The 24,704-nt window shown below is 59.7% G+C and carries 28 protein-coding genes and 1 pseudogene; 18 read left to right on the forward strand and 11 right to left on the reverse strand.

All coding sequences use genetic code 11. From position 1 onward, the window contains the following. Positions 1-72 precede the first annotated feature (72 nt). Together KGB29_RS16395 and KGB29_RS16400 are read left to right on the forward strand one after the other, a co-directional pair. Complete coding sequence (locus KGB29_RS16395) at positions 73-600, forward strand: DUF3087 family protein (protein ID WP_150814691.1); 528 nt, start codon at positions 73-75, stop codon at positions 598-600. 82 nt (positions 601-682) lie between these two features. Continuing rightward, positions 683-2,227 (forward strand): sensor domain-containing diguanylate cyclase, encoded by a 1,545-nt coding sequence (locus tag KGB29_RS16400; protein ID WP_102672566.1) that lies wholly within the window; start codon positions 683-685, stop codon positions 2,225-2,227. A 10-nt stretch (positions 2,228-2,237) separates the two neighbouring features. On the opposite strand, the pseudogene KGB29_RS28760 reads toward KGB29_RS16400, so the two are convergent. From KGB29_RS28760 to KGB29_RS16430, 5 genes and pseudogenes are all read right to left on the reverse strand, one after another. Then, positions 2,238-2,859, reverse strand: a pseudogene (locus KGB29_RS28760) (hypothetical protein). A 109-nt stretch (positions 2,860-2,968) separates the two neighbouring features. Continuing rightward, complete coding sequence (locus KGB29_RS16415; protein WP_218543901.1) at positions 2,969-4,633, reverse strand: condensation domain-containing protein; 1,665 nt, start codon at positions 4,631-4,633, stop codon at positions 2,969-2,971. Positions 4,634-4,824: 191 nt separating this feature from the next. Beyond that, positions 4,825-5,190, reverse strand: a complete 366-nt coding sequence (locus KGB29_RS16420; RefSeq protein ID WP_102672564.1) for a DUF2784 domain-containing protein — start codon at positions 5,188-5,190, stop codon at positions 4,825-4,827. 60 nt (positions 5,191-5,250) lie between these two features. After that, positions 5,251-6,126: a 4-hydroxy-tetrahydrodipicolinate synthase gene (gene dapA / locus KGB29_RS16425; RefSeq protein WP_150814972.1), complete on the reverse strand. Its 876-nt coding sequence runs from the start codon at positions 6,124-6,126 to the stop codon at positions 5,251-5,253. 285 nt (positions 6,127-6,411) lie between these two features. Beyond that, a complete protein-coding gene (locus tag KGB29_RS16430; RefSeq protein WP_090457832.1) occupies positions 6,412-7,347 on the reverse strand; it encodes a sensor domain-containing diguanylate cyclase in 936 nt (311 codons plus the stop codon). A gap of 167 nt (positions 7,348-7,514) precedes the next feature. Between KGB29_RS16430 and KGB29_RS16435 the strand changes: the two genes are divergently transcribed. From KGB29_RS16435 to KGB29_RS16445, 3 genes are all read left to right on the forward strand, one after another. Beyond that, on the forward strand, positions 7,515-8,213 hold the full coding sequence (locus KGB29_RS16435) for an AzlC family ABC transporter permease (protein ID WP_150814971.1): 699 nt from the start codon (positions 7,515-7,517) through the stop codon (positions 8,211-8,213). Beyond that, positions 8,213-8,524, forward strand: a complete 312-nt coding sequence (locus KGB29_RS16440; protein ID WP_167362889.1) for an AzlD domain-containing protein — start codon at positions 8,213-8,215, stop codon at positions 8,522-8,524. The genes KGB29_RS16435 and KGB29_RS16440 overlap by 1 nt, the downstream gene beginning before the upstream one ends. 64 nt (positions 8,525-8,588) lie before the next feature. Next, a complete protein-coding gene (locus KGB29_RS16445) occupies positions 8,589-8,735 on the forward strand; it encodes a hypothetical protein (protein WP_167362858.1) in 147 nt (48 codons plus the stop codon). Positions 8,736-8,894: 159 nt separating this feature from the next. On the opposite strand, the gene KGB29_RS16450 is transcribed toward KGB29_RS16445, so the two are convergent. Continuing rightward, on the reverse strand, positions 8,895-9,575 hold the full coding sequence (locus KGB29_RS16450) for an SOS response-associated peptidase family protein (protein ID WP_150814970.1): 681 nt from the start codon (positions 9,573-9,575) through the stop codon (positions 8,895-8,897). A gap of 207 nt (positions 9,576-9,782) precedes the next feature. Here KGB29_RS16450 and KGB29_RS16455 point away from each other — a divergent pair, with 207 nt between their 5' ends. After that, positions 9,783-10,682, forward strand: a complete 900-nt coding sequence (locus KGB29_RS16455; RefSeq protein WP_057715475.1) for a polysaccharide deacetylase family protein — start codon at positions 9,783-9,785, stop codon at positions 10,680-10,682. Between the two features lie 94 nt (positions 10,683-10,776). Here the strand turns inward: KGB29_RS16455 and KGB29_RS16460 are convergent, their stop codons facing one another. After that, a complete protein-coding gene (locus KGB29_RS16460; protein ID WP_057715474.1) occupies positions 10,777-11,664 on the reverse strand; it encodes a LysR family transcriptional regulator in 888 nt (295 codons plus the stop codon). A gap of 124 nt (positions 11,665-11,788) precedes the next feature. Here KGB29_RS16460 and KGB29_RS16465 point away from each other — a divergent pair, with 124 nt between their 5' ends. The 9 genes from KGB29_RS16465 (at position 11,789) to KGB29_RS16505 (ending at position 20,308) form a co-directional block, all read left to right on the forward strand. Next, on the forward strand, positions 11,789-12,937 hold the full coding sequence (locus KGB29_RS16465) for a muconate cycloisomerase family protein (RefSeq protein WP_174245512.1): 1,149 nt from the start codon (positions 11,789-11,791) through the stop codon (positions 12,935-12,937). Positions 12,938-12,947: 10 nt separating this feature from the next. Continuing rightward, positions 12,948-13,238 carry a muconolactone Delta-isomerase gene (catC, locus tag KGB29_RS16470; protein ID WP_008053771.1) on the forward strand — a complete coding sequence of 97 codons (291 nt, stop codon included), beginning with the start codon at positions 12,948-12,950 and terminating at the stop codon, positions 13,236-13,238. 53 nt (positions 13,239-13,291) lie between these two features. Beyond that, positions 13,292-14,221 (forward strand): catechol 1,2-dioxygenase, encoded by a 930-nt coding sequence (gene catA, locus KGB29_RS16475; RefSeq protein WP_057715471.1) that lies wholly within the window; start codon positions 13,292-13,294, stop codon positions 14,219-14,221. Positions 14,222-14,437: 216 nt separating this feature from the next. Next, positions 14,438-15,397, forward strand: a complete 960-nt coding sequence (locus tag KGB29_RS16480; RefSeq protein WP_150814968.1) for an AraC family transcriptional regulator — start codon at positions 14,438-14,440, stop codon at positions 15,395-15,397. A 247-nt stretch (positions 15,398-15,644) separates the two neighbouring features. Continuing rightward, positions 15,645-17,009, forward strand: a complete 1,365-nt coding sequence (gene benA / locus KGB29_RS16485; protein WP_057715469.1) for a benzoate 1,2-dioxygenase large subunit — start codon at positions 15,645-15,647, stop codon at positions 17,007-17,009. Beyond that, positions 17,006-17,494, forward strand: coding sequence for a benzoate 1,2-dioxygenase small subunit (gene benB, locus KGB29_RS16490; RefSeq protein ID WP_102672557.1), 489 nt, complete (start codon positions 17,006-17,008; stop codon positions 17,492-17,494). The genes benA and benB overlap by 4 nt, the downstream gene beginning before the upstream one ends. Before the next feature lie 10 nt (positions 17,495-17,504). After that, positions 17,505-18,518, forward strand: a complete 1,014-nt coding sequence (benC, locus tag KGB29_RS16495) for a benzoate 1,2-dioxygenase electron transfer component BenC (RefSeq protein WP_150814967.1) — start codon at positions 17,505-17,507, stop codon at positions 18,516-18,518. A gap of 275 nt (positions 18,519-18,793) precedes the next feature. Beyond that, complete coding sequence (locus tag KGB29_RS16500; protein WP_090454739.1) at positions 18,794-19,567, forward strand: 1,6-dihydroxycyclohexa-2,4-diene-1-carboxylate dehydrogenase; 774 nt, start codon at positions 18,794-18,796, stop codon at positions 19,565-19,567. Between the two features lie 42 nt (positions 19,568-19,609). Further along, positions 19,610-20,308 (forward strand): alpha/beta hydrolase, encoded by a 699-nt coding sequence (locus KGB29_RS16505; protein WP_057715465.1) that lies wholly within the window; start codon positions 19,610-19,612, stop codon positions 20,306-20,308. Between the two features lie 3 nt (positions 20,309-20,311). On the opposite strand, the gene KGB29_RS16510 is transcribed toward KGB29_RS16505, so the two are convergent. Further along, on the reverse strand, positions 20,312-20,674 hold the full coding sequence (locus tag KGB29_RS16510) for an NUDIX hydrolase (protein ID WP_150814966.1): 363 nt from the start codon (positions 20,672-20,674) through the stop codon (positions 20,312-20,314). A 217-nt stretch (positions 20,675-20,891) separates the two neighbouring features. On the opposite strand from KGB29_RS16510, the gene KGB29_RS16515 reads away from it, so the two are divergent. After that, positions 20,892-21,080, forward strand: a complete 189-nt coding sequence (locus KGB29_RS16515) for an SPOR domain-containing protein (protein WP_150814965.1) — start codon at positions 20,892-20,894, stop codon at positions 21,078-21,080. 129 nt (positions 21,081-21,209) lie between these two features. Here the strand turns inward: KGB29_RS16515 and osmE are convergent, their stop codons facing one another. Both osmE and KGB29_RS16525 read right to left on the reverse strand, forming a co-directional pair. Then, positions 21,210-21,560, reverse strand: coding sequence for an osmotically-inducible lipoprotein OsmE (gene osmE / locus KGB29_RS16520; RefSeq protein WP_150814964.1), 351 nt, complete (start codon positions 21,558-21,560; stop codon positions 21,210-21,212). Between the two features lie 13 nt (positions 21,561-21,573). Beyond that, positions 21,574-21,813, reverse strand: a complete 240-nt coding sequence (locus KGB29_RS16525; protein WP_057715461.1) for a hypothetical protein — start codon at positions 21,811-21,813, stop codon at positions 21,574-21,576. Between the two features lie 381 nt (positions 21,814-22,194). Here KGB29_RS16525 and KGB29_RS16530 point away from each other — a divergent pair, with 381 nt between their 5' ends. Beyond that, complete coding sequence (locus tag KGB29_RS16530; protein ID WP_057715459.1) at positions 22,195-22,530, forward strand: hypothetical protein; 336 nt, start codon at positions 22,195-22,197, stop codon at positions 22,528-22,530. Positions 22,531-22,623: 93 nt separating this feature from the next. Here the strand turns inward: KGB29_RS16530 and KGB29_RS16535 are convergent, their stop codons facing one another. Further along, on the reverse strand, positions 22,624-23,184 hold the full coding sequence (locus tag KGB29_RS16535) for an RrF2 family transcriptional regulator (protein WP_150814963.1): 561 nt from the start codon (positions 23,182-23,184) through the stop codon (positions 22,624-22,626). Positions 23,185-23,497: 313 nt separating this feature from the next. Between KGB29_RS16535 and KGB29_RS16540 the strand changes: the two genes are divergently transcribed. Further along, entirely contained in the window at positions 23,498-24,700 is a 1,203-nt protein-coding gene (locus KGB29_RS16540; protein WP_150814962.1) for an NAD(P)/FAD-dependent oxidoreductase, read from the forward strand. The last annotated feature ends 4 nt before the right edge of the window (positions 24,701-24,704 follow it).

Below are 24,704 nucleotides of genomic sequence, written 5' to 3' on the forward strand. Positions count from 1 at the left end.
GAGGCGATAATGGCCCGCAGTCTTTTTGCCTCAGACCCCTTTTTACCATTGAAGCTCAGGAAACCCGACGCAATGTTCGAAATCCAGCCGATGAACGCCCAGACCTACCGGCAACAGACCCGGCGCAGCACGGTCATCATTGCCCTGATCTTTCTGGCGTTGGCGATGGTGCTGTCCACGGCGGCGGTGGCTCTGTTCGGCACGCCGGGAGGCGACAATCTGCGCTTCAATGCCGGTGGCGTGTTCGTTGCGGTGCTGGCGATGGCAGCGTTGATGCGCAAGGTGTTCTGGCGCCAGGAATGGATGGCGCCGGCGGTCTACAGTTGGCAACTCAAGCGCAGCCTGATGAGCGTTACCAATGTCATGCATCATGTAACGACGGCCGTGGAAAAGGGCGATTCGGTTGCGATGAAGCTGTTGCGTTTCTACCATTTGGGGTTGAACCAGATGCATCAACTCGATGGCAACTCCAGCGACCACGGCCAGTTGCTCCGCGAAATGGATCAGCACAAGGAACGAATGCAAGCGCTGGGCATCGACACCGAACAGACGCGGCTGGATCCGGCGTGGCTGGAGGCGGTAAAGCAGGCGTCGCGCTAACATCATTGCGAGCCTGTATCAGGCATAGTGCAAAAGAGGCGATCAGGAAGTATCGCCCTGTCACAGACAATCAGGGAGCACCATGGGACATCCATCGATCAACGATCATATTGAAATGCTCCGGCCAGCCGTGCCCCGGCTCAAGGTCCGCTCGGCGGTGATCCTGCTGCTCGCAGTGTGCCTGTCGATGGTGGCTATCGTGATCTGGGAAGCCTGGAGCTCGCGCCAGTACTACCTGCATGACAAGGAAGTGACGATGTCCAACCTTGCGCAGACCCTGGCATCGCAAGCGCAGGCAACGATCAAGCAGGCCGACACACTGTTGTTCACCCTGGTCGATCGGCTGGAGCACGAGGGTGTGGATCAATCCCGGCTGCCGGCATTGCTCAATGCCCAGCGCAGTGAGTTGAGTCAGCTCCATGGCGTGTTCGTTTTCGACGAAAAAGGGCAATGGATCGCCAATTCCAACGGCGCCGGCCAAACCGGCGTCAACAATTCCGACCGCGAATACTTCACCTTCCATCGCGATAACCCCAGTCGTGGGCCGCACATCGGGCCGTCGATCAAGAGCCGTTCGAGCGGTGAATGGATCATGACGGTTTCGCGCCGGGTCAATCATCCCGACGGCAGCTTTGCCGGGGTGGCGGTGGCGACGATTTACCTCAGCCATTTCCTGCAGCTCTACGACAGTATCGACATGGGCAGTAACGGCGTGATCAACCTGATCGCCGACAATGCCAGCATTGTCATTCGCAGACCCTTCAAGGAGGCGGACATCGGCACCAGCCTCGCCAAGAGCCCGTTGTTCACCCAGTTGTTGCCCAAGGGCGACGCGGGTACGGCGACGATCAGGTCGATCATCGACGGTGTCGAGCGGGTGATAGGGTATCGCCGGGTCGAGGGTTATCCGCTGATCGTTTTTACCGCGTTGAACAAGGATGAAGTGCTCGGCAGCTGGCGCAAGGAGACGCTGCTCAGCACCGGCATCGTCACGCTGTTGCTGGGTTTTCTCGGGGTATTGGGGTTTCGGCTTATCAAACTGATGAAACAGCAGAACCTGGTGCAGGTCGAGTTGCTGGACACCCAGGACAAGCTCCTGGAGGTCAATCGCAACCTCGAAGGCCTGGCCCTGAAGGACGCGCTGACGGGGCTGGCCAACCGCCGTCAGCTCGACGCTTTCATCGATGCCGAAATGGGCCGTGCCCGACGCAGCCAGTCCGAATTGGCGCTGTTGATGATTGATGTCGACCATTTCAAACCGTTCAACGACCGCTACGGCCACCTGGCCGGTGACGAGTGTTTGCGCAAGGTCAGTGCGATCATCACGGACAGCATCAAGCGTCCCGGTGACCTGGCCGCCCGCTATGGTGGCGAAGAGTTTGCCGTGGTGCTGCCCGGCAGCGACTATGTGGGGGCATTTCTGGTGGCGGAGAAAATCCGCCGTGCGGTACTGCAGGCCGACATTGCCCACAGTGACAGCCCGGAAGGCACCGTGACTGTCAGTGTCGGCGTCTGTGCCAGCAATGCCGCGTCCCCGGTCCGCCCCGAAGACCTGATTGGTGCGGCAGACAAGGCGCTGTACGTGGCCAAGGCCAGTGGGCGAAACATGAGCGTGATCGCCAACTGAACGTCGGGCGTCAGACAAACCGGTCCGTTCCCTGGACCAGTCGGGTAGCCAGGTACGATTTCTTCAGCTGCTCCAGCCACCAGCCCAGGGCGCGACCGTCATGGTCGCCACGCCAACCGGCATACAGGATGTTCGGCTCTCGCGGGTCGGCCATTGGCTTTTCAACCAGCGTGCCGTTTTTCAGCAGTGAGCCGGTTCCTTAGCAGCCAGCCCACCACCAGTGCATTGCACTTGGCGAGGATTTTTGCGCGCATTGTCCGCGCGGCCTTCGCGCAGGGCCTCCCCAGGCTCCTTTGAGCACTTCCTGGGTTATGCGCAGCGATACGCCGGATTGTGCAGTGCGTCGAGTTCGTCGATCACCGGAATCAAGGTCTCGAACTCCAGCAGTTCGTCGGTGACGATCCACAAGCGGCTCTCCCAGCCATAGGCGACTTGCTGGACCTGTTGGGTCGGGCGCGAGACGTCCTGCATCAGCCGCGCCGCTTAGTTGACCAGCAGCTCGCCTGCCGGGGTCAGTTGCAAACGGTAGCGGCGGCGGTCGACGGCGCTTTGCCCAGGTGTGCCGCCGCCCGCGACAGGTTGCCGGTTTCGCGGATGGCCTCGAGCAGCGCCGGGTCTTCTGTCGACAGCATGTGCAAAATTCTTGAGGGGCCATACGGTATCTACAGAAGAATATGCGTTCCCTGTGTTCCGTATGCGGCAATAAAGATCGCGACCATCCCCACAAGGGCCACTACGCGATTATTGCTGCAACCCGGTTGCCTGGTTACCGGTGCCTTCCTGGTTGAAGTTGGTGCTGTCGCCGACAAGTACGCCGGGTGGGATGGCAAGTAACTCATTCAATACCTGCTTGAAACTGACCAACAGGGCTTGCACACAATCTTCAGAAATGGCGTCACGGTAGTAGGAAAGACTTCCGACCAATCCGCTTTCGGTACGAAGTGTGTTAAGCGAAACATCGGTCTTGATCCCGCTGGATGGAACCCCGATACCGTGGAGCTGTGATGTGCCTAATTGGCGCTGCCGCGAGGGATAGTTATGGTGGTTATACCAATAGGGAAATCGGGAGCCGTAAGCGACAGCGCGGGGCGAGCAGTGCGCCTCAAAAATATGCGGCGGCAGCATGGCGTGGCCATAGGCATCCAACACGCAATGGTTGACCTGCTCCAGCAGCAACAGAGAAGGAGACCATTCACAAAGCCGGGGGCGAATCACCATGGGGTGAACAAAATACCCCACTACCGGCTCCAGGGCCGCGTCGGTCCGGTTGGCTACTGGAGAGCGTACGTAGAGGTCGATCGTGCCTGTGTTTCTGGCGAGAGAAACCAAGAACGCAGTGAGGATAACGGTATAAAGGCTGAAGCCTGTTCGGCTGCACAATTGCGCGATTGCGGGGTATTGCGCATCCAGGTTGAGCGGTAGAACGGCACTGCGATAGGTAAATTGCCGAGGCCGCTCAATAGCGCCGCGCAGTGGAAAGGGTTCGGGCAGTTGTTTCAGTGTCTCTTGCCAAAAATCGTTATGTCTATCCAGCAGGTTTTCAGCCAAACGTTGATGTTGGGCATCGGTATAATCTGCGTATTGCAGGCAGTATTTGGCTTTGTCAGGCACGCCGGTGGCGAGTAATGACTGATAGTGCGCGCAAAGCTGGTCCATCAGTACCGCACCTGACCAGCCATCGAATGCAATGTGATGGGCAGTGATGATCAGCACGTCGTCAGTCCCTTGGCATTCAAGGTAGGTTGCCCGGATCAACGGTGGATGTTTCAGGTCAAAAGCGGTCACTGTTTCTTCAGCGATCAGATCTGTCACGGTTCGGCTGATATCGCTTTCAAGCGCCAGGTTTATCAGGTGAAAAGGCAACGGGAACTCATCCAGGGCGTGTTGTGAACGACGCCACTGATCGTGAGCGTTGAATTCGAAACTGCAACGTAACGCCGGTTGCTGTTCAAGTACGGCGCCGAAGGCTTCGCGAACCCTGGCCACTGAACATTCGCCGCGAATGTAAAACGCCAGCACCACATTTTCCAGATAGGCTGGGGTTTCGTTGGGCTTTTCAAGGATCTCGCGTTGAGCCAGTCCGGGCGTATCTTCACCTTCTCGCTTGCGCCAGACGTGGGCGTCCAGCAATAGGCTGTTTTCACTACCCTGGCGTGCGCTGCCGTTGAGCAGCCTCGTCTGCTGAGCCAGCGTCGGATGGTCGAAAATATCTTTGGGGGGCAGGTCAACATTGAACAGGTTGGCAATTTTGCCAAGCAGCATCATGACCGACAGGGAAGTCGCGCCGCATTCAAAAAAATGGCTGTCGGCCGAGATGGCCTGGTGGTTGAGGATTTCTTTCCAGATAGCTCGTAATCGATCGAATGTCGAAGCGTCGCCAGTGACTGACGGTGTGGTGCGACTCATGATGCCCCCTTTGCAGTTTAAATTTTCCGTAATAGGGGGGGTACTGTTGACGATTGTAGATGGATTGTTAAGTCGGATTTTTCCTGCGTTTTCAGCTCCTTTTCCATTTATCGAGTGAGTCGGTTCCTACAAATTAATCACCCGATTCAACTCTTTGCTCTGGAAAGGGAGCGGCCGCAGACTGCGATCCTTCAGAGGCACTTCCATTTCCTGAACACTCGAAGATAAACCAGCACATTGAGTGCCAGTACCACAGCGGCCAGCCACAGTTGAATAGCCGGCGTCAGCCCCGCCGGGTAAATCACCGGCCAAATGTAATGCTCGATGAATCCTCCGCCATAGCCGGTTTGCCCGGCGTCATGGCGCATGCGGTTTTCCCAGTCGGTCAGCGGGCAGGGCAGGTGGAAGAACTCCACCGCCATACCCCACAGCGCGGCCGGTGGGTGCCACCAGATCAGGTGGCGCCATTTGAGCACCAGCAACCCGCCGAACAACACAAACACGATGAACAGCAAGTGAAACAGCATCAGCCCGTCGGCGGCGATTCGGTACAGCATGTCGGTGCCCCTGAAGGCTGAACGAATCGCTCCATGTTACTCGGGCCGCAGGCCGTTGCTCTATCGATTGTCGCGGCCCAATGCGCTGAGTACACCCTTCAAACGCTCGGTCATCGGTTCACTGCTGCGTTGCATGGGCGCGCGCAGTTCGTCACCGATCAAGCCTTGCAGGGCCAGTGCGGTTTTCACCGGGGCCGGGTTGGGCTCCAGGAACAGGCTGTTGATCAGTGGCAGCAAACGGAAAAACGTGGCGCGGCCTTCGGCCAATTGGTTGTCGCGGATTTGCCGGTGCAACTGCACGAACAGTTCGGGATGGACATGCGCCGACGCGGCAATCGCACCTTTGGCGCCCAGGCACAGGGCATTGAAGATCTGGTTGTCTTCGCCGCACAGCACGTCGACAAGGCCGCTGTTGAGCAAGGCGAGGGTGTTGGAAAAATTACCGCCGCAATCCTTGATGGCGACGATCCGCTCGTGGGCGACGATGTTGAGCAGGGTCGCCTGTTCGAAGGCCACGCCGGTACGGTATGGGATGTCGTAGAGAATCAGCGGTACGCTGGAGGCATCGGCGACCGTGCGGAAAAACGCTTCGAGGCCGGCCTGGGAAGGGCGGATGTAATACGGTGCCGGCACCAGCAGGCCAGCCACCGGGCGCTTGAGGATCTCGCTCTGGAACTGCAACAACTCGGTCAGGTTGTTACCGGCCAGGCCCATGACCACCTGTTGCGCCGGCGCCAGTTCCAGCACCGCATCGAGCACCGCCAGTTGCTCATGCTTGCCCATCGCCGCCGGTTCGCCGGTGGTGCCGCAAACGATGAGACCGTCGACACCTTTTTCCAGCAGATGGCTGACCAGCCGGCGCAAGCCGACAAAATCGATGGCGCCGTTGTGGAATGGTGTGACCAGTGGAACCCAGATACCTTGAAACGCTGACATGCACTTTCTCCTGATGGTTGACCGATTTCGTCACCGTCAGGGGCATGGAAGGAGAGTAAGCAAGGGGAGGGTGGTCCGTCGCGCTCAATGTCCTGTCAGCTCATCTGACGGGACAGCGCGCCCCGGTCACATGAGCGACTGTTTCTTCGATTTGAGGGCGTGCGCAACGCAACCTTGCGCCTTGGTAATCAAGCCAATGACGGAAGAGTCGAGATTGAAGGTTGCGGACATACTTGCTTACACCCTGAGTGAGGCGCTCAGTTTTAAAAGCCGGCGCGCCGTTTGTCAATCACGAAAATCGGCGTACTCGGCGCGCATTCGGCCATTGTGCTTGGCCTTGTACAGCAGATGATCGACCTGTTCGACGAATTCCAGGGCCGTCGCGTGCATCGACGCCAGGGTGGTGCCGACGCCGAGGCTGATACTCAGCAGCTTCGACACGTTCGAGAATTCATGGGGAATCTGCTGCTGGCGAATCAGGTGCAGGCACTTGTGCGCCACCAGACGCGCTGACTCGGCATCGGTTTCCGGCAGCAGCCAGACAAACTCTTCACCGCCGATCCGCGCAATGAAATCCCGTGGCCGGTTCGCCGCCAGAGACAAGGTTTGCGCGACGCGGCGCAGGCATTCGTCGCCCTTGATGTGGCCGTAATGGTCGTTGTACTGCTTGAAGTAGTCGATATCCAGCACGATCACCGACAATGGCAAGCCGGTGCGCTGGGCATTGTTCCACTCGCGCTCCAGCACGGTGTCGAACATGCGCCGGTTGGCGATGCCGGTCAGGCCGTCCTGGAAGGAATACTCTTCAAGCTGCTTTTGCAGGCGGATCAGGTGCTCTTCGGTTTTCTTGCGCTCGCTGATATCGAACATGAAACCTACCAGCGCCTCGACTTCGCCGTCCTTGCGCACCACATGCACCACATCGCGGATCCAGACGTACTCGCCGCTTTCGGTGAGTGCGCGATAGTCGGCCTCGTGATCGATACCGGCGCGCGATTGCGAGACGCAGAAGTCCATCACGTAGTCGCGGTCATCCGGATGCATGCGCTCGACCCAGTCATTGACCGACGCCCAGCTGTGCTGTTTCCAGCCCAGCAGTTCTTCGATCTGTGGCCCGATGTAGCTGAACGTCATGGTTTTCCAGTCGATGCGCCAGGGAATCGCCCGGGTCGATTCAAGCAGGGTTTTATAAACGTCGCTGTCGGTTTCCACTGAACTCATGAAGGGCCTGCCTCGATGAAAATGCAGGGCCATCATGTTGCTAGCACTTTGGCGAATCAAGCGGGCAGCCGATGAATGGCACGCCACGTATCAGTGAGCAAGATTGTTCAAGCCTTCGGCCGCGACTGCTGGCACAGTCTGGGGTCTATCCCTGTCTGTAGAACGTTATGTCCAACTCAATCATGCCGCGCAGTGCCTTTTTTCGCGGCGCAGCGGCGATCATGCCGTTGTCCCTGGCCACCGCGCCCTGGGGCTTGCTGGCCGGTTCCATGGCCATCGAAGCCAACCTCACGCCCCTGCAAGGCCAGGGCCTGTCGAGCATTGTGTTTGCCGGTGCCGCGCAACTGGTGGCCATCGGCATGCTCAAGGGCGGTGCCGGGATTTTTTCGATCTTGCTGACCACACTGCTGCTGACCTCCCAGCATTTGCTCTACGGGATGAGCATGCGCTCGGTGATTTCGCCATTGCCGGGGCGCTGGCGCGCGGGCCTGGGGTTCTTGCTCACCGATGAGTTGTTCGCCCTGACCAGCCAGCACGACAAACAGCAGTTCAACCGCTGGTACGCCCTGGGCGTGGGCCTGACGTTCTACATCGCCTGGAACCTGTTCACCCTGGCGGGCATTGTGCTCGGCAGCAGCATTCCCGGCCTTGAACACCTGGGCCTGGATTTCTCCATCGCGGCAACCTTCATCGCCCTGATCACCCCGGTGGTGCGCAATGTGCCGACCGTGGTGTGCGTGGCGGTGTCGCTGTTCTGCTCGGTGCTGTTCAGCTACTGGCAATGGGGCTCGGCGCTGGTGCTGTCGGGGCTGGCGGGCATGACCGCCGGGTTTGTCTGCAATAAATTCTACGGTGGACGCACATGATGGTCTGGGCAGTGATTATCGGAATGGGCGTGTTGGTGTTCCTCAACCGCTATGTTTTTCTGGAACCGCGACTGCCGCTACGCTTGAGCAGCAATGCCCGGCAGTTCCTCGGGTTTGCCGTACCGGGCATGTTGACTGCCATCTGCGGGCCGATTGTGTTCATGCCGGAAAAACAGCTGAATCTGCACTGGGACAATCCCTATCTGATCAGCTCGCTGGTGGCGGTCGGGCTGGTGCTCTACACGCGCAATACGTTGCTCAGCATGCTGTTGAGCATGGGCTTCTTCTTTTTGCTGCGCTGGTGGCTCTGAGCGGGGCAGGGGAACTGATCTAAGCTTAAGTTGATGACCGATCCCTTCAGGAAGAGAGGTGAACATGGCCAATGAACCCAAGCAACCGGACCCGGAAGAAGATGAGGACGAACCCACGGAAGAAGAGATTGAGCAGCAGAAACGTTCGGTACCGGACTGGAAGCATCCTGACGACGGTAAGGAACTGTCAGAGCCTGACCGCAAGTTCTGAGCAGCACGGGAATACAACGAAGCCCCGCCATTGAGCGTAATGCTGCTGTAGGAGCGAGCTTGCTCGCGATGGTCGTTAACGATTACGCGTGTTTACTGGCTAAACGCGGCGCTCTTGAGTCCATCACGAGCAAGCTCGCTCCTACAGCTGTTGATCGGTTCATGGGACTTCCTTGATCAGCGTGGCGCCCTGGTTCCTGACATTGCCAACGGCCCTGTCGACCTTGTACCACTCGAATACATCGCTGGCCTCGCCCTGGGATAACGCCATTTCCTCGGCTCGCTCCCTGGGCGTGGCCGGGTCCAGCCATTCCCGCGCCAGTTCGGGTGAGAACACCACCGGTCGGCGGTCATGCACGTCAAGCATGCCGCCCGAGCTGTCGGCCGTCAGAATGACGAAACCGTCGTGTTCCCTGTGGGGCGCTCCGCCGATGGGGTACTGGCCGATGGCCGCGCAGAAAACCGGGGCGCGGTCCCGTCGCCGAATCAGCCACGGTTGTTTGTTGGCCTCGCCGGTGTCGACCCATTCGAACCAGTTATCAATCGGGCAGATCGCGCGATGGGGCCAGATCGCCCGAAAGTACGGGCCGTGAGCGACTTTCTCGACCCGGGCATTGACCGGCTCCACGCGATCCGTCGCCCAGTGCGGTCGCCACCCCCAACGCACGGCATCGGCGTGCAGCCGCTCGTTCTCCAGGTGCAGCAGGGCGAGTTGCGTGGTGGGGGCGGCGTTGTAGTGCCCCAGGGGTTCGTTGCCGACGCGATTGATCAGCGCGTCGGGGATGCTCAGCACCGCTACGAAGTCGTGGATTCCACGGTATTGCGACAGTCGTCCGCACATGGCCTGACACTCCGGTTAAGACGCTCCGACCGAAGCTTTGAGTTTAGTTGCTCGTGGCGAAACGGGCCTGGCGAGCACCGGAACCAAACCCTGTGTACCCTATCCAACCTCGGCCCGTCGTCTCGATGCGGGCCGACGACGGATGAGCGGGCGAAGGATCCTTGCCCATTGAAGTATCGACCGTGATGGTCTGGCCCAAGGCAAAAGATGAAACGATTGTTCAAGTGTTTAACGGTGTGCGCCCTGGCAGTGGGTTTGTTCGGCTGTATCGCCGCACCCATCGAAATGACTCCGCGGACCGAGCAGCGTTTGCAGGCGCAACCCCCCATCCGGTTTCTGCTGACCTTCGATGACGGCCCCAGTGCATCGAGCTGGTGGAATCCGACCGTCACTGTATTGGAGAGCCTGGCGCAAAACCCGCTGCAATCGGACATCAAGGCCGTGTTCTTCGTGCAAACCCGCGCTCCGCGAGCCGGTGGCAGCGAATTGGGCCGGGACATCATGCGTCGTGAACATGCCGAAGGTCATATCCTGGGCTTTCATACGGCAACACCCCGGCACACCAATCATCGTTCCCTTGACCCACCCGTGTTGGAGCAGGCCCTCACCGATGGAAGCGCCGACATCGCTGCGATTACCGGCGCTGCGCCAACCCTGTTGCGCCCGCCATTCTGGAACTACGACAAACGCACCTTCGCCGCTTATCAGCGGCATGGCCTGCATGTACTGCTCACCGACTTGAGCGCCAATGACGGCAAGATCTGGGGCTTCAACGCCAGCCCCCGGCGCCGGTCGCACATGCTGCGCTCGATGTCCGAAGTTCGCGAGCGCATTGCCCGCGGCGAGTTGCCGGTGGTCGATGGCGTGATTCCGGTGGTGGTGACCTTCCACGACCTCAACCGCTATACCGCCCGGCATACCCGTGAATACCTGCAGATTCTGCTCGACAGCGCCCGGGAGACCGGGGTGAAAACCGCCGACAAGCCGTTTTACGACGATCAGGCTGCGTTACAGCGGGCGGCCATGGCGCGCACCGTGCGTGACGGTTCGCAGCCGGTCGAATTGCCGGGGTTCTGGAACTGGATCTGGGGCGGGAACACCCGTTAGACGCTTGCAGAAATGAGAACTGGATCGCACTCATTGCGAATTTCACGGGGCGGGTTGCGGGCTGCCACAGGTGATTATCGCCTGTTCTATTGCCTTACGCTGCTGGTGGCAGCAGCTCATCAATCATCCGCAAACAATGGTTCAACCCCGGCGATACATCGCCCACCCGTCGGCTGAGAATGATCGGCGAGGTGGCGTTGTCTTCCAGCAGCGGGGTGAAGCCGATGTCGTCGCGGTGCAGCAACTGCACCGAGGCCGGTACCAGCGTGACGCCGATTCCCGCCCCCACCAACCCGATCGCCGTTTGCAGCTCGTTGGTCCATTGCGCGACGTGGATGCTCACGCCGTAGGACTCGAACAGGGCAATCACATGGTCGGCGTAACTCGGCCTTGGATTGCCGGGGTACAGCACAAAGGGTTCCTTGGCCAGTTCCCGCAAACTGATGGGCCCTGCGAGCAACGGATGCCCGGCGGGCAGGGCGGCGACCAGGCGGTCTTCGGTGAGCACGGTCTGGACGATGGCCGGGTCGTCGATACGGATTCGACCGAAACCGATATCGATGCGCCCGGCCTTCAACGCCTGCACCTGTTGCAGGGTGGTCATTTCAGAAAGCCCCAGCTCCAGCTCCAGCGGCTCGCCACTGCGTAACCGGCGGATCAGTTCCGGCAGCACGCCATACAGTGTCGACGGCGCAAAGCCGATACCCAGCCAGGTTTTCTCACCCAACCCGATGCGCCGGGTGTTGTCGCAGACCTTGTTCAGTTGTTCGAGCAGGGCGGTGGAGTGCTCGTGGAAAAACCGCCCGGCGTCGGTCAACTTCAGCGGTCGGCCGCGCTCGAGCAGCATCACCCCCAGTTCGTCCTCCAGTTGCTGGATTTGCCGACTCAAGGGCGGCTGGGCGATGTGCAGCAACTCGGCCGCGCGGGTGAAGTTGAGGGTTTGAGCCAATACCTGGAAGTAACGCAGGTGCCGCAGTTCCATGGGGCCTCCAGTCAATCAGTTGCATACCTTTAAGGTATCAAGTCAGACCAATTCTATATTGGCTTCAGGAAAAAAGCCGTACGAGAATCGATTCCAGAACTTCAAGAACCTGACGGGTATCGAAATGCTTGCAACAGCCATTGAGTCGATCGAGACGATCATCGTCGATCTGCCGACCATCCGCCCGCACAAGCTGGCGATGCACACCATGCAGAACCAGACCCTGGTGATCATCCGCGTGCGTTGCGCCGACGGCATCGAAGGCATCGGCGAATCCACCACCATCGGTGGTCTGGCTTACGGCAATGAAAGCCCGGACAGCATCAAGACCAACATCGACACGCACTTCGCGCCACTGTTGATCGGCCAGGACAGCAACAACGTCAACGCGGCCATGTTGCGCCTGGAGCGCAGCATTCGTGGCAACACCTTCGCCAAATCCGGTATTGAAACCGCACTGCTCGATGCCTTGGGCAAACGCCTCGGCCTGCCGGTCAGCGAATTGCTTGGCGGTCGTGTTCGCGATGCGCTGCCGGTGGCCTGGACCCTGGCCAGCGGCGACACCGAGAAGGACATCGCCGAAGCGGAAAAAATGCTCGACCTGCGTCGCCACCGCATCTTCAAACTGAAGATCGGCGCCGGGGAGGTCAACCGCGACCTGGCCCACGTCATCGCCATCAAGAAGGCCCTGGGTGACCGCGCCAGCGTGCGGGTCGACGTCAATCAGGCCTGGGACGAAGCGGTGGCGCTGCGGGCCTGCCGGATCCTCGGCACCAACGGCATCGACCTGATCGAACAGCCGATCTCGCGCAACAACCGCGCCGGCATGGCTCGCCTCAACGCGATGAGCCCGGCGCCGATCATGGCCGACGAATCCATCGAATGCGTGGAAGATGCGTTCAACCTGGCCCGCGAAGGCGCAGCTTCGGTGTTCGCCCTGAAAATTGCCAAGAATGGTGGCCCACGTGCCGTATTGCGCACCGCCTCCATCGCTGAAGCGGCCGGTATTGCCCTGTACGGCGGCACCATGCTTGAAGGTGGCCTGGGCACCATGGCCTCGGCCCATGCCTTCGTCACCCTGAACAAGCTGGCGTGGGACACCGAACTGTTCGGCCCGTTGCTGCTGACCGAAGACATTCTCAGCGAACCGCTGGTGTATCGCGATTTTGAACTGCACGTGCCGAAAACGCCGGGCCTGGGCCTGAGCCTGGATGAAGAGCGCCTGGCGTTCTTCCGCCGCGACAAGACATCCACCGCCATTCATCAAGCCTGAGGAGAGCATTATGCTGTTCCACGTAAAAATGACCGTGAATCTGCCGGTCGACATGAATCCCGAAGCGGCAGCCAAACTCAAGGCTGACGAGAAAGCCCTGGCCCAGCGCCTGCAAGAGCAGGGCAAGTGGCGCCACCTGTGGCGCATCGCCGGGCACTACGCCAACTACAGCGTGTTCGATGTCGACAGCGTTCAGGAACTGCATGACCTGCTGATGCAATTACCGCTGTTCCCGTACATGGCCATCGAAATCGACGCGATGTGCCGGCATCCTTCTTCCATCCGTGACGATGACCGCTGAGCCCAGCCTGTTCAGCGCTACGCTAATAATTACAAGATGAGGAACCCTTCAAAATGAACGTCAAGATTTCCCACACTGCCGAAGTCCAGAAATTTCTCGAAGAGGCCAGCGGCCTGCTCAACGACGCCGGCAACCCACGGACCAAGGCATTGGTCTATCGCATCCTGCGTGATTCGGTGAACATCATCGAAGACCTGGCCGTGACCCCGGAAGAGTTCTGGAAAGCCGTCAACTACCTCAACGTGCTGGGCGCTCGCCAGGAAGCCGGGCTGGTGGTGGCCGGTCTCGGTCTGGAGCACTACCTCGACCTGCTGATGGACGCCGAAGACGAGCAGGCCGGCAAATCCGGTGGCACGCCGCGCACCATCGAAGGCCCGCTGTACGTGGCGGGTGCGCCGCTGTCGCAAGGCGAAGCGCGTCTGGACGACGGCGTCGATCCGGGTGTGACCCTGTTCATGCAAGGCCGCGTGTTCAACACCGCTGGCGAACCCCTGGCCGGTGCCGTGGTAGACGTCTGGCACGCCAATACCGGTGGCACCTACTCGTACTTCGACACCACGCAATCGGAATTCAACCTGCGTCGCCGTATCGTGACCGACGCCGAAGGCCGCTATCGTTTCCGCAGCATCGTGCCGTCGGGCTATGGCTGCCCACCGGACGGTCCGACCCAGCAACTGCTCGATCAACTGGGTCGTCATGGCCAGCGTCCGGCGCACGTGCACTTCTTCATTTCCGCGCCGGATCATCGCCACCTGACCACCCAGATCAACCTTGACGGCGATCAGTACCTGCATGACGATTTCGCCTACGCCACCCGTGACGAACTGATCGCCAAAATCACCTTCAGCGACGATCAGCAGCGCGCGGCGGCCCATGGTGTGAGCGGTCGCTTTGCCGAAATCGACTTCGATTTCACCCTGCAGTCGTCGGCTCAGCCTGAAGAACAGCAGCGCCACGAGCGGGTTCGCGCACTCGAGGACTGATTGTCCTGATTCCCTGTAGGAGCGAGCCTGCTCGCGATGGACGTTAACGATAACGCCGGGTGCCTGATTCCCCGCGGCGTCCTCAAGTCCATCGCGAGCAGGCTCGCTCCTACAGGTTTCATTGAGAATGCCCACAGGTCAGTCCACTGATACGCTACTGCAAATACTGCCTTAGAATGCCCCAACGCAACCTATAACAACAACGAGAGTGACCCGATGATGCAAGCTCAACTGTTGAGTCAGCGCAGCAGAGTGTTCGACCATGCCGACCCCTATGCGGTGTCGGGCTACGTCAATCAGCACGTCGGTAATCACTGCATTCTCATGCCCCGTGCCGGCAGCCCGCTGGCCAGTCTCGACCATCGCAAGTTCGCCAGCCTCGACCTGTGCCGCATCAGCTACGGTGCCAGTGTGCGGGTGACGTCCGGTGCGCTGGACAGCATCTATCACCTGCAAGTGCTGCTGCGCGGCAATTGCCTGTGGCGTGGCCACGGCCAGGAGCATTACTTCGCTCCCGGCGAATTGCTGCTGATCAATCCTGACGATCCGGTGGACCTGACGTACTCCGCCGATTGCGAAAAATTCATCCTCAAAGTCCCGACCCGCTTGTTTGAATCGGTCTGCGATGAGCAGCGCTGGCGCTATCCGGGGCAGGGCGTGCGGTTTCTGGAAAACCGTTATCAGCTCGATGAACTGGAAGGCTTCGTCAACCTGTTGGCGATGATCTGCCAGGAGGCCGAATCCACCGAGCAAATTCCCAGGGTCCAGGAGCATTACACGCAGATCATCGTCAGCAAGATGCTCAGCTTGATGAAAACCAACGTCAGCCGCCTCGAACTGGGCTCGCAGACGGCCACGTTCGAGGCGATTGCCGACTACATCGCCAATAACCTCAAGCGGGACATCGACAGCGAAGAGCTGGCGCGCCAGGCCCACATGAGCCTGCGCTCGTTGTACGGATTGTTCGAGCGAAATGCCGGCCTTACGCCGAAAAACTATCTACGCCAGAAACGCCTGGAACGCATCAACGCCTGCCTCAGCGATCCAACCTGCAACGTGCGCAACGTCACCGAAGTGGCAATGGATTACGGCTTCCTGCACCTGGGCCGGTTCTCCGACAGCTACCGCAAGCAGTTCGGTGAATTGCCGTCCGATACCCTCAAGCGTCGGCATTGAACCTTCAAGTTTGATGTTGTCTGGTCTGGCCCCATCGCGAGCAAGCTCGCTCCCACATTGGATCGCGTTACCCCTGTGGGAGCGAGCTTGCTCGCGATGGGGGCGGTACATCCAGCATTTATGTTGCCTGACACAACGCTGACTCACTGCACAAAACGGATAAAGGTCTGCACTGCGCGGATATTCCAGCCTGACCCCCCGTCCTAGCATGACCCCTGCCTGAACAATAACAATGGAGGCGGCGGCCATGACCCTGCGACCCGAATATTTGCATTCCCTGCTTGAAGACGATCCCGAGCAAGGCCTCTATCGCTGCAAGCGCGAGATGTTCACCGACCCCCGGTTGTTCGATCTGGAGATGGAACACATCTTCGAAGGCAACTGGCTGTATCTGGCCCACGAAAGCCAGATCCCCAACATCAACGATTTCTACACCACCACCATGGGGCGCCAGTCGATCTTCATCGCGCGCAACAAGGACGGTGTGCTCAATGCCTTTATCAACGCCTGCAGCCATCGCGGCGCGACCCTGTGCCGGCACAAGTCCGGCAACAAGAGCTCCTACACCTGCCCGTTCCACGGCTGGACCTTCAACAACTCCGGCAAGCTGCTCAAGGTCAAGGACCCGGCCAACGCCGGCTACCCGTCGAGCTTCAACTGCGAAGGTTCCCACGACCTGACCAAGGTTGCGCGGTTCGAGTCCTATCGCGGCTTCCTGTTCGGCAGCCTGAAAGCCGATGTGCTGCCACTGGTCGAACACCTGGGCGAGTCGGCGAAGATCATCGACATGATCGTCGACCAGTCCGCCGATGGCCTGGAGGTGCTGCGTGGCTCCTCCAGCTACATCTACGAAGGCAACTGGAAACTCACCGCCGAGAACGGCGCCGATGGCTACCACGTCAGCTCCGTGCACTGGAACTACGCGGCCACCCAGAACCAGCGCAAGCAGCGCGAAGCCGGCGACACCAACCCGACCATGAGCGCCGGCAGCTGGGCCAAGCAGGGCGGTGGTTTCTATTCCTTCGACAAGGGCCACATGCTGCTCTGGACCCGTTGGGCCAATCCCGAGGACCGTCCACTGTACGAGCGCCGCGATGAGCTGGCGCAAGACTTCGGCAAGGCCCGCGCCGACTGGATGATCGAGAACTCGCGCAACCTGTGCCTGTACCCGAACGTGTACCTGATGGACCAGTTCAGCTCGCAGATCCGCATTGCCCGGCCGATCTCGGTCAACCGCACGGAAATCACCATCTACTGCATCGCCCCCAAAGGCGAGAGCGACCACGCCCGTTCCAGCCGGATTCGCCAGTACGAGGATTTCTTCAACGTCAGCGGCATGGCCACGCCCGACGATCTGGAAGAGTTCCGCTCCTGTCAGACCAGCTACCAGGGCAGCGTCACCACCTGGAACGACATGTCCCGTGGCGCCGAACACTGGATCGAAGGTGCTGACGAGGCTGCAAAAGAAATCGACCTGCATCCGCTGCTCAGCGGCGTGCGCACCGAGGACGAAGGCCTGTTCGTGCTGCAACACAAGTACTGGCAGCAGACCATGCTCAAGGCATTGGCTGCCGAACAGTCGAAGCTGATCGCCGTGGAGGACGTGCAATGACCATTTCTTACGATGCCGTGCGCGATTTCCTCTACCGCGAGGCGCGCTACCTCGATGATCGTCAGTGGGACGAGTGGCTGGAGCTGTACGCCCCCGACGCGACATTCTGGATGCCGTCCTGGGACGATAACGACGAATTGACCGAAGACCCGCAGCGGGAAATCTCGCTGATCTGGTACGGCAACCGCACGGGCCTTGAAGACCGCGTCTTCCGCATCAAGACCGAGCGCTCCAGCGCCAGCGTGCCGGACACCCGCACCTCCCACAACATCAGCAACATCGAGCTGCTCGAACAGGCCGACGGACTGTGCAAGGTGCGCTTCAACTGGCACACCCTGAGTTTTCGCTACAAGACGGTCGACAGCTATTTCGGCAGCAGTTTCTACACCCTCGACGTGCGCGGTGAAAACCCGCTGATCCTGGCCAAGAAAGTGATTCTGAAGAACGATTACGTTCGCCAGGTCATCGATGTCTACCACTTGTGAGACTGCCGTCATGACCCATTCCATTGCGTTCAATTTTGAAGACGGCGTCACCCGGTTCATCGACGCCAACGTTGGCGAAACCGTGGCCGATGCCGCGTACCGCCAGGGCATCAACATCCCGCTGGACTGCCGCGACGGTGCTTGCGGTACCTGCAAGTGTTTTGCCGAAGCCGGCACCTACGATCTGGGCGAGGAGTACATCGAAGACGCCCTCAGCCCTGACGAGGCCGAGCAAGGCTTTGTCCTGACCTGCCAGATGCGTGCCCAGAGCGATTGCGTGGTGCGCGTACCGACGTCCTCGCAGGTTTGCCGCACCCGTCAGGCCAGCTACGACGCGACCATCAGTGCCGTGCGTCAACTGTCCGACAGCACCATCGCGCTGTCGATCAAGGGCGAATCCCTGAGCAAACTGGCGTTCCTGCCGGGGCAATACGTGAACCTGGGGATTCCCGGCAGCGAGCAGACCCGTGCCTATTCGTTCAGCTCGTTACAGCGCGACGGTGAGGTCAGTTTCCTGATCCGCAACGTGCCGGGTGGCCTGATGAGCAGCTTCCTCACCGGCATGGCCAAGGCCGGCGACTGCATGAGCCTGGCCGGTCCTTTGGGCAGCTTCTACCTGCGCGACATCCGTCGGCCGTTGTTGCTGCTGGCCGGTGGCACCGGGCTGGCGCCGTTCACCGCGATGCTGGAGAAGATCGCCGAGCAGGGCAGCGATCACCCGCTGCATCTGATCTACGGCGTGACCCACGATTTCGACCTGGTGGAACTCGACCGCCTCGAAGCCTTTGCCGCGCGCATCCCCAACTTCACCTTCAGCGCCTGCGTCGCCAGCCCCGAGAGCCAACACCCGCTCAAGGGCTATGTGACCCAGCACATCGAGCCCAGGCATTTGAACGATGGCGACGTCGACGTCTACCTGTGCGGCCCGCCGCCGATGGTCGAGGCCGTCAGCCGGTACATTGGCGAGCAAGGCATCAAGCCCGCGAATTTCTACTACGAAAAATTTGCTGCCAGCGCGGCTTGAGTCACGCACAAATACCCAATGTGGGAGCGAGCCTGCTCGCGAAGAGGCCGGAACATCCAGCATTGATATTGCCCGTGAGACCGCTTTCGCGAGCAAGCCCGCTCCCACAGTTGGTAGCAGTCGTACACAAATGCCGTGCGCGACACAGGACTCATGTGGGAGCGGGCTTGCTCGCGAAGAGGCAGGAACATTCAACATCGATGTTGCCCGTGACACCGCTTTCGCGAGCAAGCTCGCTCCCACAGTCGAACGGCAACCTTCTTCATGAGGTACACATGAACAGATTTCACGAAAAAGTCGCGCTGATCACCGGCGCAGCCCAAGGTATCGGGCGGCGGGTGGCCGAGCGTATGGCCGCCGAAGGGGCGAAGCTGATCCTGGTGGATCGCTCCGACCTGGTGTTCGAAGTCCAGCAACAGTTGGCGCCAACCACCCAGGTACTGGCCCTGACCGCCGACCTTGAGCAATATGAGGAATGCAGTCGGGTGATGCAAACCGCCGTCGAGCGCTTCAGTCGCCTCGATGTGCTGGTCAATAACGTCGGCGGGACGATCTGGGCCAAGCCGTTCGAGCACTATGAAGCGTCACAGATCGAGGCCGAGGTTCGCCGTTCGCTGTTCCCGACCTTGTGGTGTTGCCATGCCGCGCTGCCGTTCATGTTGCAGCAGGGCAGCGGTGCGATCGTCAACGTTTCCTCCATCGCTACCCGCAGCCTCAACCGCGTGCCCTACGGTGCGGCAAAGGGTGGGGTCAATGCCTTGACCGCTTGTCTGGCGTTCGAAACCGCCGGTCGCGGCGTGCGAGTCAATGCCACGGCGCCTGGTGGCACCGAAGCACCGCCGCGACGCATACCCCGCAATGGTGCCGAGCAGAGTGAGCAGGAAAAACTCTGGTACCAGCAGATCGTCGACCAGACCCTCGACAGCAGTTTGATGAAACGCTACGGCACCCTGGATGAGCAGGCGGGGGCTATTCTGTTTCTGGCCAGCGACGACGCGTCCTATATCACCGGCATGGTCATGCCCGTGGGCGGAGGCGATCAGGGCTGAGGCGAACGACAGACAACCCCATCGGCAAACGGAGTCATGGTGATGAGTGATAAACCCACGATCGTGCTGGTCCATGGTTTTTGGGGCGGTGCTGCCCACTGGAACAAGGTCATCGTTAAATTGGTCAGCCGGGGTGACACACGCATTCGTGCCGTCGAGTTGCCGCTGACTTCGCTGGCCGATGATGCCGAGCGTACGCGCAAGATGGTCGCCCAGGTGCCCGGTCCGGTGCTGCTGGTGGGGCATTCCTATGGCGGCGCGGTGATCACCGAAGCGGGTGATTTGCCGAATGTGGTGGGCCTGGTGTACATCGCCGCATTCGCACCGGACGCCGGTGAAAGCCCCGGTGGCATCACGCAAAGGCATCTGCCAGCGGCGGCGGCCAACCTGGCTCCCGACAGCGACGGATACCTGTGGGTCAAGCCTGAGCTCTACCACGAAAGCTTCTGTCAGGACCTGCCGGCGACCGAAGGGTTGGTCATGGGTATCACCCAGAAAGCGCCGCTGGCGAGTACCTTCGGTGACACCATTGGCACGGTGGCCTGGAAGAAAAAGCCATCGTGGTATCAGATTTCGACCGCAGACCGGATGATCGCGCCACAGAACCAGCAATGGATGGCCGCGCGACTCAACGCCCGGGAGATCCTGACCTTGAATGCCAGCCACGCGTCATTGGCGTCGATGCCCGCCGAAGTGGCGGCCTTGATCGACAGGGCTGCGACGGCGTTGGCCAAAGGCTAGGGCCTACAAGCGGCGCACAAAGGTGCTGACAATACTGCGCATGGCGTCGCTGATGTTCAGGTTGTGTAGCGCATCAAGCGGGTGCCAGATGCAATCGGTGATTTCGTTGAGCGGTCGCAATTGCTCCAGATTCAGCACCGACACCTCGAATACGTGGTGTCGGGTGCCGCCCGACTCCAGTTCCAGCACGTATATCAACTCGTCGACCCGCAGGCCGGTTTCCTCCAGCAGCTCGCGAACGGCGGCATCGGCTGCGCTTTCACCCCGTTCGAGCTTGCCGCCGGGCAGCGTCCAGCGTCCTCCTCGTTTGCGTACCAGCAGTACATGCCTGTCCTGCTCGCAGATGATCGTTGCGCGTACTTTCATTGATTACCTAATGGCCTGTTGAGATGGAACAGGCATTGAAATGCAGCATTCGGGCCAGGGTCGATTGAGCACTTTACGAGTAATTCGAGGGGGCAATGCGAGGAAAAGTGCAATCGATTTCGGGAATTTCCATGGCGACGTCTGGTCGGTATTTTGGACAAGGGTGGGTGTAAGGTAGGCAAGTCAACCTGAGATCACTGCCCGAGAGGAGGTGACTATGAGCGTTCCTATGTTGAACAAGATGCACATGAATGGTTATGACGTACTCAGCGTGAACAACGGCCCCTGGCGGGTATGTACCCAGGGTGACCGGCTTGGCTCGTTTGCCAGTCGGGAAGAAGCGCTGGCATTTGCCGCATCGCTGCCCGGCTACAGGGCACGTGCTGGCAGGCCTGCGGGAAAATGACCCCCCCTGTAGGAGCGAGCTTGCTCGCGATGGTCGCTAACGATAACGCGTGTTTCCTGGCTAAACCCGCCGCGCTTGAGTCCATCGCGAGCAAGCTCGCTCCTACAGCCTGCAAAATCCTCAAGGGCGCTAGTAGCCGCCGCCTCCGCTGGGGCGGGAGGGTTCCCTGGCCTTTTGCTGCGTGTGGCTCCACTCCGCGCAGGTCATGAAGCTCTTGTGGTCGACCATGCCGCGGCCGTCGAAACTGACGTTGTACGGCTGCTGATGGTCGGCATGAGTCAGTTTGTAGTCAAAGCACGTACCGGGTTCGACGCTACGATTGCTGACCGCCAGCGGCTGGCCGCCGATTTGCCGGACTTGCTCCTGGGTCATGCCGGTGTCGACTTTCGCGACCAGCGGTTGATCCTTGTAGATCGAGTTGGTGCTGCAGCCTGCCAACGCGGTCAGTACGACGACCAGCGTGAATAGAGGTCTGTTCATGGCAGCGCTCCCGCTATTGAGCCTTGTTGCGGCTAATGACCTTGGCCTTCACTTCCTCGGCGTAGCCGGACAGCTTTTCTTCATCGCCCTGAAATAAAGAACACAGTCTTTGAACGGCTTGCGCGTCGACTTCGCTCCCGAGCAGGCGCAATTGCTGCTCGATGCGCAACAGCTCGACGGCCGACCAGCGCAAATCTGACGCAAGCCCTTGCAGATCGCGCCGAAGTTCCTGTTCCGATTTGTTAAGCCACATGATGACCTCCTGAACTTTGCACACCAAAATTTTAGACCTGTTTACCGCGCCGTATGTTGTGTTCGTCTGAGTTAGCGGGGTTTCCTTTGGTCGGGAAAACTACAGCGAACGAAAAAATAAGCTGTCCTACTCAAATGCCGATTGTTCCTGCGGGGGCGACGTGAAATGACCACAACCGATGATTTCAGGGCCATGGCCCAGGAATTGATCGCTGACCTGGAGGCGGCGACCAACCATGACGCCTGCGAAAGATGGATGGATTATCTGAATTCAAGGAACTAACCGGGCCAAGCGATATCAATGACAGTCGCTGAATCGTTGGGGATGGCTGTAGGGACGACGGCGAGCTACATTTTCTTATTTCAAATTAAAGGAAACAGCATGCGGATGTTGATGGGGGGAGTCGTGTTGGCATTGCTGGGCGGGTGCTCGTTGCCGGCTTCGTTGGTACCGGGTGAGCCGAATGTCAGCAAGCACAGCGAGAAGACGCCAAAAGAGTATGCGGCGTGCGTGTTGCCTGCCTGGCAAAAGGAAGTATCGAATACGACCCAGGTTTCGATATCCAACGGATTCCGCATCACCGCGCCCAGCGTGATCACGGCCGACGAAGTGCTGGATATCGTGAAGTACAAGGAAGGCAGCCGGGTTTCGCTGTATCAGGGGCCACCTTGGGCCAAGTCCGGCGACCTGCGCAAAATCGTGCGCGACTGTTTGTAAGCGCGGGAGACCGAAAATCGGTCAGCGACCGATGTTCGCCTGAATCCAGAAAAAACCGGATGTCTGGTGCGCATCCGGTTTTTTTTGTGTGGATCAGTCTGAAAGGTTGGTCGTCGGGATGATTTGCTCACTGGCCTGGGTGGCACTTTTGCGTTCCCGGCGCTCGTTCATCCAGCTTTCCACTTTGACGCCGAACTCTGGCGGGGCCTTGCGCCCGAATTTCCTGGCGATGTCGAGGATGGTTTGTTGCGCGAGGGCCTCTTCCATGCGTTTTTGCGCAACCATCATCGCGCCATTGATCGCGCACAGACCCTCCAGTGCCCACTCAGGCGGGGCGCCGTCAAACACGGCGCAACGACCACGGATCTCCCGACAATCGAAAATCGACTTGCGGCCGTCGATGGCATTGACGATATCCAGCAAGGTGATTTCGTCAGCGGGCCGGGCCAGCTTGAAGCCACCGCGCACGCCTTCGGTGGCGACCACCAGTTTGGCCTTGGCCAGCTTGGTGAAGATTTTCGCCAGATAGTCCTGAGGGACGCCTTGCAGATCGGCAAGGTCGCGCACGCTCGCTTCGCGCGAGTCGCCGCCATTACCCACCAGAAAAAGCAGGCAGTGGATGCCGTATTCGACACCCGCGCTGTAAAGAGACATGCAAATCTCCGACTGAATTAGTCGCAAATTCTAACAGCCGAAAGCAAGCAAGGCAACGAATCCCTTCTCGTTGAATCTTTTTTCATGACAGCAAAACACTCCTGTGATGCGCTGATTACACGGGGCTCAGGTCATGGGTCGCGTTTTTCGGTGGCAGCCCTCGATAAAAACCTGTTGCAGGATCTAACTAGGATTAATACAGTCGTAGTTGCTCGGTCGCAGTGGCAGGCGCTTATCTGGGTACAAGCCCGCGTCGGTCCTTAAACCGCTCAACGATTTTCAACACTTGGTCATTCCCCCCAGGAGTCAAAAAATGAAACAGCACATTCTGGTGATCGGCGCAGGTTTCGGTGGCATGTGGACCGCATTGAGTGCCACGCGCCTGTTCGACATTCACGGCCACAACGATGTTGAAGTGACCGTGCTGGCGCCTCAGGCCGAACTCCGCGTGCGTCCGCGCTTCTACGAACCGAATGCCCATCAACTGGCCGCGCCGATTGGCGATCTGTTTGATGCTGTAGGGGTCAAGTTCATCAAGGGCGCGGCGCAGACCATCAACGTCGAGCAAAAGCAGGTCGGCTATGTCGATGCCGCAGGGACCCGACAAGTCTGCAGCTACGACAAACTTGTTCTGGCTACCGGCAGTCGTCTGGCTTCGTCGAGCACTCCGGGCGTGGCCGAACATGCCTTCGACGTCGATCAGATCGAGCAGGCCGTTCGCCTGGAAAACCATCTCAAGGCGCTGGCCAGCCAGCCCGAAAGCAAGGCGCGCAACACGGTGGTGGTGGCCGGTGGCGGTTTCACCGGGATCGAAACGGCGACTGAAATGCCGACTCGCCTGCGGGCCATCTTCGGCGACCGTGCCGACATCAATGTGATCATCGTGGACCGCGGCGATAAAGTGGGCGGCTCGATGGGTGAGGAAATCGCCGAATCGATCGTCGAAGCCAGCGTGGCGACCGGCGTGCAATGGCACTTGAAAGCTTCGGTTGTGTCGGTCGATGCCGACGGTGTCACCCTGTCCGACGGGGCGCGCATCGATGCAAAAACCGTGGTCTGGACCACCGGCGTTCGCGCCAGCTCCCTGACCGAGCAGATTCCCGCCGAACGTGATCACCTGGGCCGTCTGCATGTCGACGCGCACCTGAAAGTCATTGGCCAGAACGACATCTTCGCTACCGGCGACGTCGCCTATGCGGCCAGTGACGAGATCGGCAACTACGCCTTGATGACCTGTCAGCATGCTATTTCGCTGGGCCGCCATGCCGGCAACAATGTCGCCGCGCAGCTTCTCGGTGTCGACCCGACGCCGTACAGCCAACCGAAATACGTGACCTGCCTCGATCTGGGCGCTTGGGGCGCGGTGTACACCGAGGGTTGGGATCGTCAGGTCAAGTTGGTCAAGCACGAAGCCAAGGCATTGAAGACTCAGATCAACACCCAGTGGATCTACCCACCGGCGGCTGATCGCGCCTCGGCGCTGGCTTCGGCGGATCCGATGATTCCCGTGGCCTGATTGA

This window comes from Pseudomonas sp. BF-B-30, from assembly GCF_019956305.1.
GTDB lineage: Bacteria > Pseudomonadota > Gammaproteobacteria > Pseudomonadales > Pseudomonadaceae > Aquipseudomonas > Aquipseudomonas jessenii.

What these genes read in the sequence shown, in the direction of transcription:
- catA (WP_057715471.1), top strand. Translation starts at nt 13,292, where the DNA reads ATGAACGTCAAGATTTCCCACACTGCCGAAGTCCAGAAATTTCTCGAA.
- KGB29_RS16420 (WP_102672564.1), bottom strand. Translation starts at nt 5,190, where the DNA reads ATGCTGTACCGAATCGCCGCCGACGGGCTGATGCTGTTTCACTTGCTG.
- benB (WP_102672557.1), top strand. Translation starts at nt 17,006, where the DNA reads ATGACCATTTCTTACGATGCCGTGCGCGATTTCCTCTACCGCGAGGCG.
- benA (WP_057715469.1), top strand. Translation starts at nt 15,645, where the DNA reads ATGACCCTGCGACCCGAATATTTGCATTCCCTGCTTGAAGACGATCCC.
- catC (WP_008053771.1), top strand. Translation starts at nt 12,948, where the DNA reads ATGCTGTTCCACGTAAAAATGACCGTGAATCTGCCGGTCGACATGAAT.
- KGB29_RS16510 (WP_150814966.1), bottom strand. Translation starts at nt 20,674, where the DNA reads ATGAAAGTACGCGCAACGATCATCTGCGAGCAGGACAGGCATGTACTG.
- KGB29_RS16535 (WP_150814963.1), bottom strand. Translation starts at nt 23,184, where the DNA reads ATGTCTCTTTACAGCGCGGGTGTCGAATACGGCATCCACTGCCTGCTT.
- KGB29_RS16430 (WP_090457832.1), bottom strand. Translation starts at nt 7,347, where the DNA reads ATGAGTTCAGTGGAAACCGACAGCGACGTTTATAAAACCCTGCTTGAA.
- benC (WP_150814967.1), top strand. Translation starts at nt 17,505, where the DNA reads ATGACCCATTCCATTGCGTTCAATTTTGAAGACGGCGTCACCCGGTTC.
- KGB29_RS16525 (WP_057715461.1), bottom strand. Translation starts at nt 21,813, where the DNA reads ATGTGGCTTAACAAATCGGAACAGGAACTTCGGCGCGATCTGCAAGGG.
- KGB29_RS16515 (WP_150814965.1), top strand. Translation starts at nt 20,892, where the DNA reads ATGAGCGTTCCTATGTTGAACAAGATGCACATGAATGGTTATGACGTA.
- KGB29_RS16395 (WP_150814691.1), top strand. Translation starts at nt 73, where the DNA reads ATGTTCGAAATCCAGCCGATGAACGCCCAGACCTACCGGCAACAGACC.
- KGB29_RS16465 (WP_174245512.1), top strand. Translation starts at nt 11,789, where the DNA reads ATGCTTGCAACAGCCATTGAGTCGATCGAGACGATCATCGTCGATCTG.
- KGB29_RS16460 (WP_057715474.1), bottom strand. Translation starts at nt 11,664, where the DNA reads ATGGAACTGCGGCACCTGCGTTACTTCCAGGTATTGGCTCAAACCCTC.
- KGB29_RS16480 (WP_150814968.1), top strand. Translation starts at nt 14,438, where the DNA reads ATGATGCAAGCTCAACTGTTGAGTCAGCGCAGCAGAGTGTTCGACCAT.
- KGB29_RS16435 (WP_150814971.1), top strand. Translation starts at nt 7,515, where the DNA reads ATGTCCAACTCAATCATGCCGCGCAGTGCCTTTTTTCGCGGCGCAGCG.
- KGB29_RS16500 (WP_090454739.1), top strand. Translation starts at nt 18,794, where the DNA reads ATGAACAGATTTCACGAAAAAGTCGCGCTGATCACCGGCGCAGCCCAA.
- KGB29_RS16445 (WP_167362858.1), top strand. Translation starts at nt 8,589, where the DNA reads ATGGCCAATGAACCCAAGCAACCGGACCCGGAAGAAGATGAGGACGAA.
- KGB29_RS16455 (WP_057715475.1), top strand. Translation starts at nt 9,783, where the DNA reads ATGAAACGATTGTTCAAGTGTTTAACGGTGTGCGCCCTGGCAGTGGGT.
- KGB29_RS16400 (WP_102672566.1), top strand. Translation starts at nt 683, where the DNA reads ATGGGACATCCATCGATCAACGATCATATTGAAATGCTCCGGCCAGCC.
- KGB29_RS16540 (WP_150814962.1), top strand. Translation starts at nt 23,498, where the DNA reads ATGAAACAGCACATTCTGGTGATCGGCGCAGGTTTCGGTGGCATGTGG.
- KGB29_RS16415 (WP_218543901.1), bottom strand. Translation starts at nt 4,633, where the DNA reads ATGAGTCGCACCACACCGTCAGTCACTGGCGACGCTTCGACATTCGAT.
- KGB29_RS16450 (WP_150814970.1), bottom strand. Translation starts at nt 9,575, where the DNA reads ATGTGCGGACGACTGTCGCAATACCGTGGAATCCACGACTTCGTAGCG.
- KGB29_RS16505 (WP_057715465.1), top strand. Translation starts at nt 19,610, where the DNA reads ATGAGTGATAAACCCACGATCGTGCTGGTCCATGGTTTTTGGGGCGGT.
- KGB29_RS16440 (WP_167362889.1), top strand. Translation starts at nt 8,213, where the DNA reads ATGGTCTGGGCAGTGATTATCGGAATGGGCGTGTTGGTGTTCCTCAAC.
- KGB29_RS16530 (WP_057715459.1), top strand. Translation starts at nt 22,195, where the DNA reads ATGCGGATGTTGATGGGGGGAGTCGTGTTGGCATTGCTGGGCGGGTGC.
- osmE (WP_150814964.1), bottom strand. Translation starts at nt 21,560, where the DNA reads ATGAACAGACCTCTATTCACGCTGGTCGTCGTACTGACCGCGTTGGCA.
- dapA (WP_150814972.1), bottom strand. Translation starts at nt 6,126, where the DNA reads ATGTCAGCGTTTCAAGGTATCTGGGTTCCACTGGTCACACCATTCCAC.